The organism is Neptunomonas sp. ABH4_499 (assembly GCF_056160565.1).
Window position 1 is genome coordinate 93,930 of record NZ_JBSWXK010000010.1, and the last position, 14,396, is coordinate 108,325.

A 14,396-nucleotide genomic window follows, 5' to 3' on the forward strand; every position below is an offset into this window, starting at 1 on the left:
TCGTACGTGTTTAAACAGGGATTTGAAATCCATCATTAAAGGAGATCTACCGTGGCCACCTCCGCTTTTCTTGATCAGCTTCGCATCACCCACCCCATTATTCAGGCACCGATGGCCGGTGTATCGACCCCAGCATTAGCCGCAGCCGTCTCGAACGCGGGTGGTTTAGGTTCGTTAGGGCTTGGGGCAAGCTCGGTGTCGGCGGCGGAACAAGCGATCGAGGCCACCCGCGCACTTACCTCGAACCCCTTTAATGTGAACCTCTTTTGCCATCAACCTGCCGTTCGGGATGATTTTCGCGAGCGTGCTTGGTTGTCGGTACTGGCACCGGAATTTGCTCGTTTTGGTGCCGAGGCGCCGAGTCGATTAAACGAGATCTATCCAAGCTTTATCCATGACACTCAAATGCAGGAGATGCTGCTAAAACAAGCCCCTGCCGTGGTCAGTTTCCATTTTGGCTTGCCCGATGCCTCCGTTATCGAGGCCTTTAAAGCCAAAGGCATCATCACGCTTGCGACCGCGACCTCACTGACCGAAGCTCATGTGATAGAGCGCGCAGGTATCGACGGCATTGTTGCTCAAGGCATTGAAGCGGGCGGTCATCGCGGGGTGTTTAATCCAGCGGATAACGACCCCGCACACCCAACCTTTGAGCTGATTCGCCAACTGGTGGCCGAAACTTCCCTACCGATCATTGCCGCGGGCGGCATCATGGATGGAGCGACGATCCGCGAAGCGCTGAGCGCAGGTGCCGTTGCCGCGCAGTTAGGCACCGCGTTTGTGCTGTGCCCCGAGTCCTCGGCCAACGAGGCGTACCGATCACGCCTACAAAACGCCCGCGCAGGCTCTACAGCGATTACCACGGCTATCTCGGGCCGCCCGGCACGTGGTTTAGTCAACCGTCTGGTTACCTTGGGTGAGACCTCTGGCGTGCCTGTGGCCGACTACCCATGCGCTTACGATGCCGCAAAGCAGCTGAACGCTCTGGCTGCACAAGCGGGGGATCACGACTACGCCGCGCACTGGGCGGGTGAAGGTGCGCCACTGGCACGAGCCATGCCCGCCGAGGCGCTTATGAACACCTTGGTGGCTGAGCTTAACGCGGCAGGGTGATCTCGCCTTCAACACAGGTCAGTGCTTGGCCGCCAATCAGGATCGCCTCTGGGCTTATCTCGATGCGGATCTTGCCATTGCGTCCGACGGCCGAGCCTTGTGTGGATTGGATCAGGAGTGAAGGCTGATCGCTGTAGTGGCGAATAAAGGCGGCAACACTGCCATTCCCGCTACCGCAGACGGGGTCTTCATCCACTCCGCACGACGGCGCAAAGGAGCGGACTTCGATGCGTTGCTCCGACTCATCCCCCCAATACCCGTACAGGCACACGCCGGTTTCATCTTGGCTTTTGTGGTAGCACCCCATGGTGGCAAAGTCCGGCGTGCAATCGAGCACGGTTTGGGCATTTTTGGCTTTTGCAACGATCCATCTTGGACCGACATCCACCAAGATCGGCGTAAGGTCCCGATCCACAGCGCAGCCCAGCATCCCTTCAAGGTCGTTGATCTCGTGCTCGTTGAGCGGCGTGAACTGCGTGTTGGGTAAGGTGAAGGATAGGGTGTAAGGCGTGTTCGGTTGCTCGATCACCGTCAGCGGGACTAAGCCGATGTCGCTCTCTTGAATCAGTTGGCCCTGAGTCGGCTTGATTAACCCCGCTTCCAATAAAGCACAGGCCGTCCCTAATGTTGGGTGACCGGCAAAGGGCAGCTCATTGAGTGGGGTGAAAATGCGCACACGGTAGTCGGCCTCTGGATGAGTCGGTGGCAGTACAAAAGTGGTTTCCGAAAGATTCGTCCAGTTGGCGATGGCCTGCATTTGCTCTGTTGAGAGCCCTTGTGCATCCATAATCACCGCAACGGGGTTTCCCTTAAATGGTGTATCGGTAAAGACATCCACTTGTCGAAAGGCAACGCGCATGGTGTGCTCCTAGTCCGGTATTAATGAAAGCACCATAGTAAGAAGCTTTAGAGCCGCTCACCAGATACAGCCGCGCGTTTTGTGAGGGGTGACAGATATCAAGGGCAGGCAGAGCGACCGGTACAGTTGCCTTTTGGATTGCTGTGTACCGGTACACAGATCACTTTGTTATGATTTTCTTGTTTTACGTTTAGCAATCAAAGCGTAACCCATAGAAAGCACAAGAAAGATAGTTACAGCAGGCACTAAAAACTCGAGATCAGCAATGTCTTCTTGGGATTGTGCGTCGTACAAATTGAGCATCCATTCCCAGAATTCCTTCGGTAGTGTTGGGTAAATACTCGGGTTATGGACGAGCCAACTGGCTAAAAGAATGCTGATAACTGAAAAACATAATAGGAATACTATAGATTTGAATCGCATCACATGACCTTAATAGCACTTCCATAAAGTAAGTCAAAATCAGCTTACTTCGCATCGCGTCTTTACTGGGACAATTTACAGCCTTAACGCCTGTGTGGCGAGTGCTTAGCTAAACCTTAGCGGGTCAGAAGCGAAGCTATCGCCACTATGGATAAAAACTGAATGGGTTTATAAGCCCAGCTCATGAATCAAGCTGGGCACTTTTGCATCTAAGCGTGCGCCAATTTAAGGACGACAACGCCCAATAGGATCAACATGGCCCCAGCGTAACGCATAAAAACGTACCGCTGACCGCCATGCACACCAGTGCAAACAGAATACCTTGCCATTTTGATGCGCCGGTTTGCGCCATTTTTAAGCCCACAGGCCAGCCGATTTCGGTTATGCCTGCCAACAACAGATATACCCAACTCATGATCGTGTCTCTCTTACATTCGTGGAAAAAGCCAAAAGTATTTACACGCCATGCTATCTCGTAGTTTTGATTATTGATGTTCAGCTGCATGATCATCAGCCCTTGTCATTTTTTTAGCTCGATGCCGCGCAGGTTTTGCACGCGTGCTCAAGCCTTATCGTTGTGTGTCGTTCAAGACCTCGTAAGGGTGTAGACCCAAATCCGTCAAGATCGTGCGTTTACCCTCCACCATAGCAGCATGTCGAGAGCGGCACACCGTACGGTGGGCGCAATTAATCGTTGCCATTGTTCACGAAGGACTAAGCAAAATTCCTATTTTGGTGGGGGTGGGTGGTTTGAGAAGGTTCAGACCACTACAATAGCGTTTTTGTCTTGGGCAGGAAGCTCGGAAGGGAAGTCATGGATAAGGATAAGTCGACAGTCAGCAGTATTGAAGACGTAAATAAAAGCATTTTTGAAAGCGAAGCGATTCAACGGGCTAGAAACTTAAAGCCTGTGGTCAATACCCCCGCCAAGTCTCCAAATACGAAAGGGCAAGGCGGTACTATTTTTGGTCGTAAAGTCGAAGCTAAGTACTCGTCCGTAGACAAAAATATGATTCCTATCTTCCCCATGAGGTACGTGTTTACGGCACAAACCTTAATGGGTTTTGCTGAAGGTGATCCCATACCCACTATTCCTACCGATGTTAATTCACATGAAGGCTACGAATTGGTCAGGATTCGAAGAGGGTATCTTTACGTTTTAGATGATCAAGACACGTGGCAGGTGTTTTGGTACGAAACAAATGTCGATGATGAGAACGGTTCTACGAGTGATGGTAAGAACCCTAATAAAGGACAGTCGATCTACAGTTTCACAAAGTATACATGGAAGAATGGTGCAAAAAGCGAATGGACGCTTGATCTAGAAGGTCGTCGGTATCCCTTTGCTTTTGTTAACAAAGACCGAAAATCGTGTTGGGTTGCCTATAGTGAAGATCGTTGGCCAGGGGATCTTTTTGAAGTCATAAGTCGAGACATGGATGCTCGTAGATTGTTCATGCGAGAAATGAATCTATCTGAAAGGTCTGGCCAAAACTGTTTCCCACTTGAGGAAATTAGCCAGCGAACGAACTGCTTTGCTGATCAACCCCTAAACCAAGTAGACACTGATCCTTACGCTTTAGAAAATATACTTAGGTATACCTCAACAGGTGTTGAATCCGATAAGTATTTGACGACCTACAGCGCTGAAAAAATGGGAATTGTTGCTGCTGTTAATGATCCTATGGGGTACCACTTAGACGTGGCAAGAACCATTGAAGCATATCAAGCGATCGCTGCACAATATTATGAAGAAAATGAATATGCGATAACCATAGGTACGTTGATTAGAAACCTTCAGAATAAAGATGTTAAATATAAATACCTAACTAGAAAAAGAAAAGAAGGTTTTAATAATCGTGGTAAATATTGGACTCTTGAAACAAAGGATGTACCTCAAACGCGAAGGGAAGGGCGAGTTTTTGATTACTTTGCGGACGATCCACTTCATCCTAAATTTGAAGAAGAGTTTTCAAAATATGAATTGGCTTTAGAAGAGCAAAAAAGAATCGATAACAATTTAATAAAAACGCTGTTGAAATTAACGGTAATTGAGGATGATAGTTCCCTCTCTTCTTTATTAAATAGAATTAATCAAGAGATTGATGGTAAGAGTCTTGATGAAAAGAACTCATACTATGTTCGGTACTTGGCTCAATCAGTATCAAAAGCGTATAGACTTTTATCGACGACTCATAGTGGCGCGCTTTTTACAAAAATTGTTCATAACGAATTGTTTGGATACTACATATTTAAAAGGAAAAATGATAAAGGGGAAGAAGAGTTTTATGATGAGCATGAAGAGATCAAGAAGTCTTTAGAGGGGCTTGATGATCAGGATTTTAAAAAAGTACGTGAGAAATTAGAACATTTAAAAAACTTGGTTGTTGTTCTAGAACATGCGTCTAGTGTGATTCATACTTCGGTTAGCGGAATCAATATAAACACGCCTATCGGTAAAAACTTTAAAGTTGCTGTCGTCATGACCATCAATTCTTTTCCAAAAGAAATTGCGCAGCAATTTGTGTATGAAAAAAATAAAAAAAGTTGGAAAAAAACGAACTATAAATTTATTAATGTTGGAGGACCTGTTGTAAGAACAGGAGATTTAGCCCGAAATATAATAGTACCTCAAAGAGTAAAAATCGATCATATTACTGATCTTAGAGCATATTTTGAAGACACATTGAAACATGGTGGTACAAACCAACATAAATTGAATTTTGTCGCAGGTGATACGTTTGGTTTTGAAGATAATTCTCCGAAAACGTCCTCAACTACAAGGCATGAAGGTAATAAGTCTTGGCAAGTCGAAACCATGTACAAATCCATTGTACAGTTTGAGCTAGATGAAGAGGGGATGAATCACTTCCGGTACAACCAAAACTACCAGATAGCCCAGAACGGCTTTGGTATGTTTTTAGGACTAGTGTCACTTTTTTCCATTATAGAGCATAAGAATGACCCAAATCGTGCATACACAGATGCGGGACGGTTTGTAAATGATCCGCGTGTACAGCTTATACAGATGTTTGCCGATGTAACAAGTGATGTTTACAGTGGTGCTCGTGCTGTAGGAGCACGATCAGCTTTAGCAACAGAAGTAGCTGCAAATCACATCGCACAGCTATTTACAAAAAAGGCTTTAGCAAATTGGTCTGTGGCTATTGGACCAGAGGCCCACGAGTTTGCTAGAAACTTAAAATTACGTTTAAGTCCACTAGAAGGGCGTCTACATATAGGTATTAGCCAAATACGTGCCCAGCAGTTTTTTAAAGGTGTCGGACTTGTTGGTGTTTTTATGGCTGGTATGCAGCTTTATGATTCATTTAATAGTCGTGATAATATTGCAAAGGTAGGGGATGGGTTAAACCTGCTTGGCTCAATTTTACTGTTGTCTTCAGTTCCTTTGTTTTTGTTTATCGGTTTTCTTGTTGTTGTTGGTGGTGCCTTTATAAAAACATTTGCTTTTGATGACTTTGAGAAGTGGATTGAAGCTGGTTATTGGGGGATTAGTGATAATTACTGGGGTATAACTAGAGATACCTTAATTGAACAGAATAAAACTTATAGAGATTATGTTGAAAATAGAGTAAAAGATAGAACTAACTATGTGGATAAGAAATCAGAAAACTACGATGATTTTTTAAAGAAAGAACAAGGGTGGTTTTATGACCTTATTTCTAGCCCTAAAGTGTTTGTGGATGAATTAGGAGATGCATACATCTACTGCGCTATGATTTTTCAGGAATCAGAAATCGATAAAATAACAGCAACTTTAGATGTACACTTGATGGGGCCGCAATTCAGTGAGTTGATTAAGAAACATAACATCGAACGATATCAGATGGAGTTTGTTTCTGAGGGTGTAGTAAAAATAAAGAAAAATTATTTTGATATATATAGTAAAGGGCATAAAAAGAAAAAATTTAGTGTCGTAATTTCTAGAGAACCTAATGGTAAGTTCGAAGCTTATAGTAATTTTTTCTAAAGGACTTTTTATGAAAATACCTGAGTATCTTTCTAGATCAAATAAAGTGATTGCTATTATAGTAGCTATGGTTTTTTCGTGCGGTGTTCTTTATGGAGATTACACTAGTACTAAAAATGGGAAAAAAAAGTATAGCGTTGATTTTTTTAATGAGGTCTATGAAGACTATTTGTTTATTTTTGATTTTGATAAGATAGCAAAAAAAATATGGAGTGAAAATACCAAAATTAAGCATGACATATATGGAAGTTATAAGAATTTTAATAAACACTTAAAAGTTAATTATCGTCCTAGCCGTTTAGGAGATAAACTCGTAAAGTTCTTTTTCTTTGATCTCTTTACTGTCCATTGCATCCTATTTTTCCTTTTTTACCCAAAATCACATCCTTTTGTGGTTGATCGATCAAGGAGAATCATCTACACGGTCCGGCGTGGGCAAGTTTACTTGTTTAAGATGGGGGATTCTGGTCCAAAAGAAATGGTGATCCGTCAAGATGATGGAGAGCTTCTTATTTCTCCCAAAGAGATCGGCTGCGCGAATATTTGGCTAACGTCTATTTCAACGGGTAAGACGAAAAAGTTCTATCTTGGTTTTTATCCACCGTCTGCTTCCATGAGTCACCAAATAGAGTTTAATATCACGTGTGCATTGTTGGATAATGAATATTATTCTGCAGATAAAATAAGGCCGCTGGATGATAATTTAAAACCCCTTCGTTGGTTTTTTGAGCTGTCCTTGTACCCATACTTCTTGCACAAGAAAGTCGATGACCCTAAGTACCTTCAGCAGATTGATGCGTATTTAGCGGGGTTAGATGGCGGCTCTCAACCGCATTGAGTTTGTCGCCGCCCTAGGCACGGCGTTTAAGCATCTTAAGCGCCGTGTATATCCCGCCTTACTTCAAGAATGAGGCATGGGCTGTACTAGGCGCTACCTCTAAAGAAGTAGCTGCACACAACATATCTCAAATACTCGATATTAAATCTCCTAAATCTTGGGCCTAAGCTTTAGGAGGTGATACCTAGATTACAGCAACTTTAGATGTGCACCTGATGGGGCCGCAATTCAGTGAGTTGATTAAGAAACATAACATCGAACGATATCAGATGGAGTTTATTTCTGAAGGTGTTGTAAAAATAAAGAAAAATTATTTTGATACATATGGTAAAGGGCATAAGAATAAAAGGTTAAGTGTTGTAATATCTAGAGAACCAAATGGCCAATTTGAGGCCAATAGCGAATTCTTTTAAAGGTTTTTTATGAAAATACCAGAGTACCTTTCAAGATCCAATAAGGTAATAGCAATAATTGTAGCGGTTGTTTTCTTTTCAGGGATAATGTTTGCGGATTATACAAGTACAAAAAATGGTGAAGAAAAATCGAAAATAGACTTCTTTGATAAAACTTATAGAGAATATGTTTTTATTTTTGATTTTGAATCAGTTGTGAAAAAGAATTGGATTCGCGATAAAAAAGTCTATGAAAAAGTTTATGGTGACTATAATGGATTTCGTAGCTATATGCTAGATGAAGTACGACCAAGACATTTATCAGATAGTATATGGAATCTATTTTTTGTTAGCTTGTTTCCTGTCCATTGCATATTATTCTTTCTCTTTTATCCAAAAGCACATCCTTTTGTGGTTGATCGATCAAGGAGAGTCATCTACACGGTCCGGCGTGGGCAAGTTTACTTGTTTAAGATGGGTGATGCTGGTCCAAAAGAAATGGTGATCCGACAAGATGATGGAGAGCTTCTTATTTCTCCCAAAGAGATCGGCTGCGCGAATATTTGGCTAACGTCTATTTCAACGGGGAAGATGAAAAAGTTCTATCTTGGTTTTTATCCACCGTCTCCTTCCATGAGTCACCAAATAGAGTTTAATATCACGTGTGCATTGTTGGATAATGAATATTATTCTGCAGATAAAATAAGGCCGCTGGATGATAACCTCAAACCCCTTCGTTGGTTTTTTGAGCTGTCTTTGTATCCATACTTCTTGCACAAGAAAGTCGATGACCCTAAGTACCTTCAACAGATTGATGCGTATTTAGCGGGGTTAGATGGCGGCTCTCAACCGCATTGAGTTTGCCGCAGCCCTAGGCACGGCGTTTAAGCATCTTAAGCGCCGTGTATATCCCACCTTACTTCAAGAATGAAGCATGGGCTGTACTAGGCGCTACCTCTAAAGAAGTAGCTGCACACAATATATCTCAAATACTCGATATTAAATCTCCTAAATCTTGGGCCCAAGCTTTAGGAGGTGATAGGCTTAACTTTGCTAGAAATATTAAACTGAGGTTGGCACCGTTAGAAGGACGTCTACATGTTGGTATCAGCCAAATTAGAGCGGAAAGGGTATTTAAAGGATTCGGTATTATTGGAGATAAGGCTGTAGATCGCATACGACTAAGGGCGTTCTTCGAAAGTCCTGCGACAATATGTCACTGCTGATAGGCGGGTTAGGTCTCTACAATCGCGGCGTTTAAATAATCGCCACGAGAATAATAAGGCCATGATGAATCGGACGCTCTACCGACTGTTTACCCCTGCGGCGCTTACCCTTGCCGTGCAACTTGCCCACGCAGCAGACCAAGAGATGGATACCTTGGTGGTTACCGCCAGCCGATTGGAAGAATCGGCAGATGACCTCTCGGTATCGATCTCATCCACGCATCAAGATCAATTGGAGCTGGATCAAGGACAGCACATTCAGGACAGCACCCGCGGGATGGCGGGTGTTACCATTAACCAGCTGTCGGGGAGTTCCTCCCACAATACGGGGATTCGACTGCCCCTCACCACCAGCGCGTATTACTCCTTCTTGCAAGACAGCATTCCGTTGCAATCCAACGCATTTTTTAACCACAACGGGCTTCGTTGGTCGAGTTACAACACATCCGCAGATCGCATCGAAGTACTCAAAGGTGCAGGCACCACCTTGTACGGTGCCGGTGCGGTGGCAGGTACGGTCAACGTGTTAAGTCCAGATCCAAGCTTTAGCCCAGAAGGGCAGTTCTCGCTGATGGCCGGTGAAGAGGACTACGCGCAGATTCGCCTGCAACACAGCGATGCTTTGGGGGATAACCAAGCCTACTTGGTGGCGCTGTCGGCCCTTCAGGATTCCGGCTGGCGCGATCACACCGCACGTGACCGTAAAGAGCTGTTGATCAAACATCTGTGGGAGATCAGCGAGAACCAAGAGCTGAAAACCCAGTTGCAGCTTTCACGCTCTAACGATGAGATGGCAGGCTCACTATCCAAGGAGCAATACCGCACTCGTCCAGAGAGCTCAGGTTTAAGTGACGCGGTACTGGCGGTTGATCCGGTTCGGGAAAGTGATTTTGCCCGTTTAAGTGCGGAGTGGACCTACTATGTGAATGACGACCTGTCGCTCAGCGTGATCCCGTATCTTCGTCACAACACCAATGATTACATCGCGACGTGGCAGTCTTACACACCACAAAGTGACACTACGGTGGATACCTATGGTGTGCTCAGTAAGCTGAACTGGACGCACGACAACGGCAGCTTGACCCTGTTTGGGCTCGATTATGAGCACTCGACCTACGACAGCGAAAGCTACCAGCCTTTGGATGTGTCGATCACTAACTATCGAGGTGTCACAACCGATTACGTGAAGGGCTTCCAATACCGCGATTTAGAGATCACCTACAAAAGCGTGTCTCCGTATGTGCAGCATACTTTTGTGGTGACGGATCAGCTTTCATTGGAAGCAGGCCTTCGATACGAGCGCAGCCAATTTGCATTGGATAATCATTTAGCCGAAACCGATGACGATGGCTATGGCAATCGCCAGCTGGCGGATCGTAGCGATGATTTTGACAACACCAGCGGCAAGTTGGGTGCGGTCTATCAGATCAATGATCAGCACACCCTTTATGCCCGCATGGCACAAGCAAGCACACTGCCGACCGGCTCCGCGTTGTATAACCTAAAAAGCGGCGACAGCAAGTCACTGGTGGGCGGTTTGGAGGAGGAGACCTCCACCACGTACGAGGTCGGTTATCGCTACCATGCGAATGATCTTCGCTTATCCCTAGCCTTGTACGATATGTCCATTGAGGATGCGATCGTGACGGCTAAGGATGATAACAACGACTCGTATCGCACCAATGCGGGTGAAACGAGCCACCAAGGCGTTGAGCTTGAACTCTTTTATCGCCTCTCGCCCGAGTGGACAACCGCGCTGGCCTACAGCTATACCCGCAACGAGTTTGATCGCTACGTTAACAACGATGTCGACTACTCGGGCAACGAGATGCGCCTAGCGCCGCACACCAAAGCGACCGCTACCATCACGTGGACACCGAGCGCGATGGACGGTTTAACCACCCAGCTGGCGTTTGATCATTTTGGTGATTACTGGATGGACGATGCCAACACACACAAAGGCAAAGGCTATACCTTGGCGCACCTTAAAGGGGAGTACGCCGTCTCGCCATCGCTCACTGTGTTTGGCCGTGTCGAGAATCTGTTTGATCGTCAATACGCGTATCAAACTGACTACAGCTACGGCCGCGAAAAGTATTATCCGGGGGCTGAGCGCACGGTGCGCCTGGGTATGAAATACGAGTGGTAACAATGAAACGCTTATTGATTAAATGGCATCGGCGGGTTGGGTTGTTCATCCTTATCCCGCTGTTGATGTTCTCGCTAAGCGGTTTATTGCACCCCTTGATGCGACTGACGGCCGCGCCCATTGCTCAACGGGCGCTGCCGCAAGAACCTTGGCAGCAGGTGGGGGCTCTGGATGCCACGCTGCAATCTGACGCGCTACCGAGCATCGTCTCTGGTATTCGTCCTGTGCAACTTGATGGCCAAGCGACTCTACAAGTATGGCACTCGCCATCCGAAGCTTCGTCGTTTTGGGATGTGCAAGGGCATAGAGTCCCCGATGGGGCGCGCGAATATGCGGTGCAATCAGCTAGGGTGTATGCCGGTGAACCCAAGGCCCAAGTGAACTCAGTAACGCTAATCACTCAGTTTTCAGATCAGTATCAGCCGATTCATCGAATACTGCCTGTTTTTGAGGTGCGTTTTGACCGGGAGGATGGCTTAACGGCTTATGTAGACATCCGCCACGATCGGCTGGTGGCGCTTGAGAATCAGACCCGCCGTAACCTAATGGGGTGGTTTAGGGCGCTGCACACCTGGTCGTTTTTACAGCCTGACAGCCCGTTTCGAACGCCCCTGTTATTAGGGTTAAGTGGGTTGTGTGGCGTGATGGGGGTAAGTGGTTTGTACCTGTACGGCGTGCTGCCCATCCGAAAGCGTAAGAAAGCCAAACTTGCGAAAACCCACGTGTACACGGGGGTGTTTATCAGTGTGGCATTACTGATGTTTTCCTCAAGCGGATTGATCAAGACGTGGGAGAAACAAACGCCGGAACAGCGCGGTATTCGGGTTGATCAGCCTGTTCAACGAGCTGATATTCAAATCGGTTTTACCGCACTACAAGCGCAATTCCCAGCCATTACGAACGCGGTCATACATACGCTTGGGAGCGAGCCTGTCTGGCAAATCATGATGGGGCGTGCACCCGATCAATGGGTTAGTGCGGTGGATGGCCGTGTGCTCCCCGGCCTTGACCGTCACTTTGCGCTGTCGTTGGCCAATGCGGCCAAACTGAATGTGGATGCGCAGATCACAACTCAGTGGGTCACACGGTTTAATCAGCATCCAGATTATGGGTTCATTGATAAGCGCTTGCCGGTTATGGCTTTAGAAGATGGAACCCGAACCGTCTTTGTGGATGTGCGCGATGCGGTCATCTCGGTTGTCGCCCACAAAGAGGATCGTTGGTTTACGTGGGTGTTTCGTTATCTGCATAAATGGCGCTTTTTAGATGGACTGGGCAAAAACGGACGAGATGCCGTAATGGCTGTGTTCATTCTCGGTGTAGCGAGTACTGCTTTGCTGGGTGGTGTGATGTGGGTTAGAAGACAGAGTAAGAAAAAACGTCCCCTTAACCTATAAAAGCGTCTTTTCTGCATAATTTTATATCCAAACACACGTACACTAACGCTGATCTTTTAGGATGAGCGTTCGTTATGACCACACACACACCATCGCTTCACGGGCAATTGGCCATTCTGCTGGCGTGCTTTTTATGGGGCACCACGGGCATTGCATCAAGCTTTGCTCCAGACGTCAGCCCGTTAGCAGTAGGTGCCTTCTCGATGGGTGTGGGTGGGCTATTGCAAACTCTGGTGTCCTTGCGCTTACTCAAACGGGACATCGGTAAGATTCGTGCTTTACCATTGGCGTGGTGTTTGGGGGTCTTGGGTGTTGTGATCTACCCACTGGCGTTTTATTCGGCCATGCGTTACTCGGGTGTTGCAGTTGGTAATGTGGTCTCGTTGGCCAGTGCGCCGTTTTTTACCGTATTGTTGGAGTGTCTGATCAGCAAAAGGGTGCCATCTCGCCTTTGGGTCATCAGTTTACTGATCGGTGTGGTGGGCATTACCTTGTTGGCGATGAACAAAGGGGCCAGCTCCGTTCATAGTGAGGAAGCTGTTCATCTTTTGGGAGTCGGGCTTGGGTTATTAGCGGGCCTCAGTTACGGGGTGTATTCCTTTGTGGCAAAAACCATGATTGATGCCAAAATTGACTCACGCGCGGCCATGGCCAGCTTGTTTGCAGGCGCTTCGGTGATCTTACTGCCGTCTCTCTGGTTTACGGGGGAAAACCTTTTTGCCACATCGATCAATGCGTTTTCGGTCCTCTACATCGCTTTTTTACCCATGTTTATCGGGTATCTCGCCTTTGGCTACGGACTGAGATCGGTCGCCGCCAGCCAAGCCACCTTAATGACATTGTTGGAGCCCGTTATTGCCGCCAGTTTAGCGGTATGGCTGCTGGGTGAGGTGATCAACTTACCCGGTTGGGTGGGGATGGGACTCATCTTACTTTGCTTAGTACTGCAGGCGGGCCTTGCGGCATCGAAGGCGCAGCGTCATTTACCGTAACGCTTTGCTAATAAGATCCCCGCTAGTAATCCACCTGCGTGTCCCGCCAGCGAGATGTTGGCTTGAAAGTGATACAAGGAAAAGACACTCCCACCAAAAAAGATCAGGGTGATGACCCCAATAGGAACGCTGCGCGCGCAGGGGTGGAATAAACAGTCAGCCAAAAGATAACCGATCAACACAAACACCAGTCCTGATGCGCCAACTACTAAGGTATTGCTGGTGCCGACCACCCAGGTGAACAGGCCAGAGATCAGAATCCCGAGCCAGACGATCTTCCACATTTTGCGTCGGCCTTCCGAGATGGAAAGCAGCACCGGCAAGGTCAATAACGGCATGGTGTTGGAGACAAGGTGCATCCAGTTGGCGTGCAAAAAAGGCGAGCAGATCACCCCGATTAAGCCTGAAATACGTCTAGGGATGATCCCAAGGTGATTAAGATCGATGCCAGGGAGAATCTGATTCACAAAAAACACCCCCCACATAATGGCGATGAGCGGCAATATACCAACAAGGTGTTTGGTCCACTTTGTCATCTTTGTGTCCTTTACTGGTGAGCGATGCGTGTAACAAGAGCGCTATTCTAAAACACAGCGTTGTAAGACGATATCCATTTGGGCTGTGGTATGGTGACGCCAGCGCTTAAGGCGCAACACAGCATAAGGATGACCTGCATTATGAAAACCTGGCTTATTTTGCTTGCGGCCATTGTCTCTGAAGTGATCGCGACCTCGGCGTTAAAAGCCAGCGAAGGCTTTACCAAAATTGGCCCCAGCATTTTGGTGGTCGCAGGTTATGCGTTGGCCTTCTATTTTTTATCGCTGACATCTAAAAGTGATGTCGGTCGGCATCGCTTATGCGATTTGGGCCGGGCTTGGCATCGTGTTAACGGCGATCATCGGTTGGTGGCTGTTTGGTCAAAAGCTGGATCTTGCGGCCATTCTGGGCATGGCGTTCATCCTATTAGGCGTGCTGGTGATCAATTTGTTCTCCAACACCCAAGGTCACTGACGGCG

General features: G+C 46.8%; 11 protein-coding genes and 1 pseudogene. 9 read left to right on the forward strand and 3 right to left on the reverse strand.

Going from position 1 to position 14,396, the window contains the following annotated elements:
- The first annotated feature begins 51 nt into the window (after positions 1 to 51).
- On the forward strand, positions 52 to 1,113 hold the full coding sequence (locus ACXAF9_RS11895) for an NAD(P)H-dependent flavin oxidoreductase (RefSeq protein ID WP_475074383.1): 1,062 nt from the start codon (positions 52 to 54) through the stop codon (positions 1,111 to 1,113).
- Here the strand turns inward: ACXAF9_RS11895 and ACXAF9_RS11900 are convergent.
- Positions 1,097 to 1,972 (reverse strand): PhzF family phenazine biosynthesis protein, encoded by an 876-nt coding sequence (locus tag ACXAF9_RS11900; protein WP_475074385.1) that lies wholly within the window; start codon positions 1,970 to 1,972, stop codon positions 1,097 to 1,099. The genes ACXAF9_RS11895 and ACXAF9_RS11900 overlap by 17 nt on opposite strands.
- Before the next feature lie 673 nt (positions 1,973 to 2,645).
- Positions 2,646 to 2,810, reverse strand: coding sequence for an SMR family transporter (locus ACXAF9_RS11905; protein ID WP_475074387.1), 165 nt, complete (start codon positions 2,808 to 2,810; stop codon positions 2,646 to 2,648).
- Positions 2,811 to 3,209: 399 nt separating this feature from the next.
- On the opposite strand from ACXAF9_RS11905, the gene ACXAF9_RS11910 reads away from it, so the two are divergent.
- From ACXAF9_RS11910 to ACXAF9_RS11940, 7 genes are all read left to right on the forward strand, one after another.
- Positions 3,210 to 6,386: a toxin VasX gene (locus ACXAF9_RS11910; RefSeq protein WP_475074389.1), complete on the forward strand. Its 3,177-nt coding sequence runs from the start codon at positions 3,210 to 3,212 to the stop codon at positions 6,384 to 6,386.
- 10 nt (positions 6,387 to 6,396) lie between these two features.
- On the forward strand, positions 6,397 to 7,224 hold the full coding sequence (locus tag ACXAF9_RS11915) for a hypothetical protein (protein ID WP_475074391.1): 828 nt from the start codon (positions 6,397 to 6,399) through the stop codon (positions 7,222 to 7,224).
- A 269-nt stretch (positions 7,225 to 7,493) separates the two neighbouring features.
- Complete coding sequence (locus ACXAF9_RS11920) at positions 7,494 to 7,637, forward strand: hypothetical protein (protein ID WP_475074393.1); 144 nt, start codon at positions 7,494 to 7,496, stop codon at positions 7,635 to 7,637.
- A 9-nt stretch (positions 7,638 to 7,646) separates the two neighbouring features.
- Entirely contained in the window at positions 7,647 to 8,474 is an 828-nt protein-coding gene (locus tag ACXAF9_RS11925; RefSeq protein ID WP_475074396.1) for a hypothetical protein, read from the forward strand.
- Positions 8,475 to 8,903: 429 nt separating this feature from the next.
- The gene (locus ACXAF9_RS11930; protein ID WP_475074398.1) at positions 8,904 to 10,991 is read left to right on the forward strand and encodes a TonB-dependent receptor; all 2,088 of its coding nucleotides are present in this window, start codon (positions 8,904 to 8,906) and stop codon (positions 10,989 to 10,991) included.
- A gap of 2 nt (positions 10,992 to 10,993) precedes the next feature.
- Positions 10,994 to 12,388: a PepSY domain-containing protein gene (locus tag ACXAF9_RS11935; protein WP_475074400.1), complete on the forward strand. Its 1,395-nt coding sequence runs from the start codon at positions 10,994 to 10,996 to the stop codon at positions 12,386 to 12,388.
- A 74-nt stretch (positions 12,389 to 12,462) separates the two neighbouring features.
- Positions 12,463 to 13,380 carry a DMT family transporter gene (locus tag ACXAF9_RS11940; protein ID WP_475074402.1) on the forward strand — a complete coding sequence of 306 codons (918 nt, stop codon included), beginning with the start codon at positions 12,463 to 12,465 and terminating at the stop codon, positions 13,378 to 13,380.
- Here the strand turns inward: ACXAF9_RS11940 and ACXAF9_RS11945 are convergent.
- Positions 13,368 to 13,916, reverse strand: coding sequence for a rhomboid family intramembrane serine protease (locus ACXAF9_RS11945; RefSeq protein ID WP_475074405.1), 549 nt, complete (start codon positions 13,914 to 13,916; stop codon positions 13,368 to 13,370). The genes ACXAF9_RS11940 and ACXAF9_RS11945 overlap by 13 nt on opposite strands.
- A gap of 141 nt (positions 13,917 to 14,057) precedes the next feature.
- Between ACXAF9_RS11945 and ACXAF9_RS11950 the strand changes: the two are divergent.
- Positions 14,058 to 14,391 (forward strand): annotated as a pseudogene (locus ACXAF9_RS11950) (DMT family transporter).
- Positions 14,392 to 14,396: the final 5 nt, after the last annotated feature.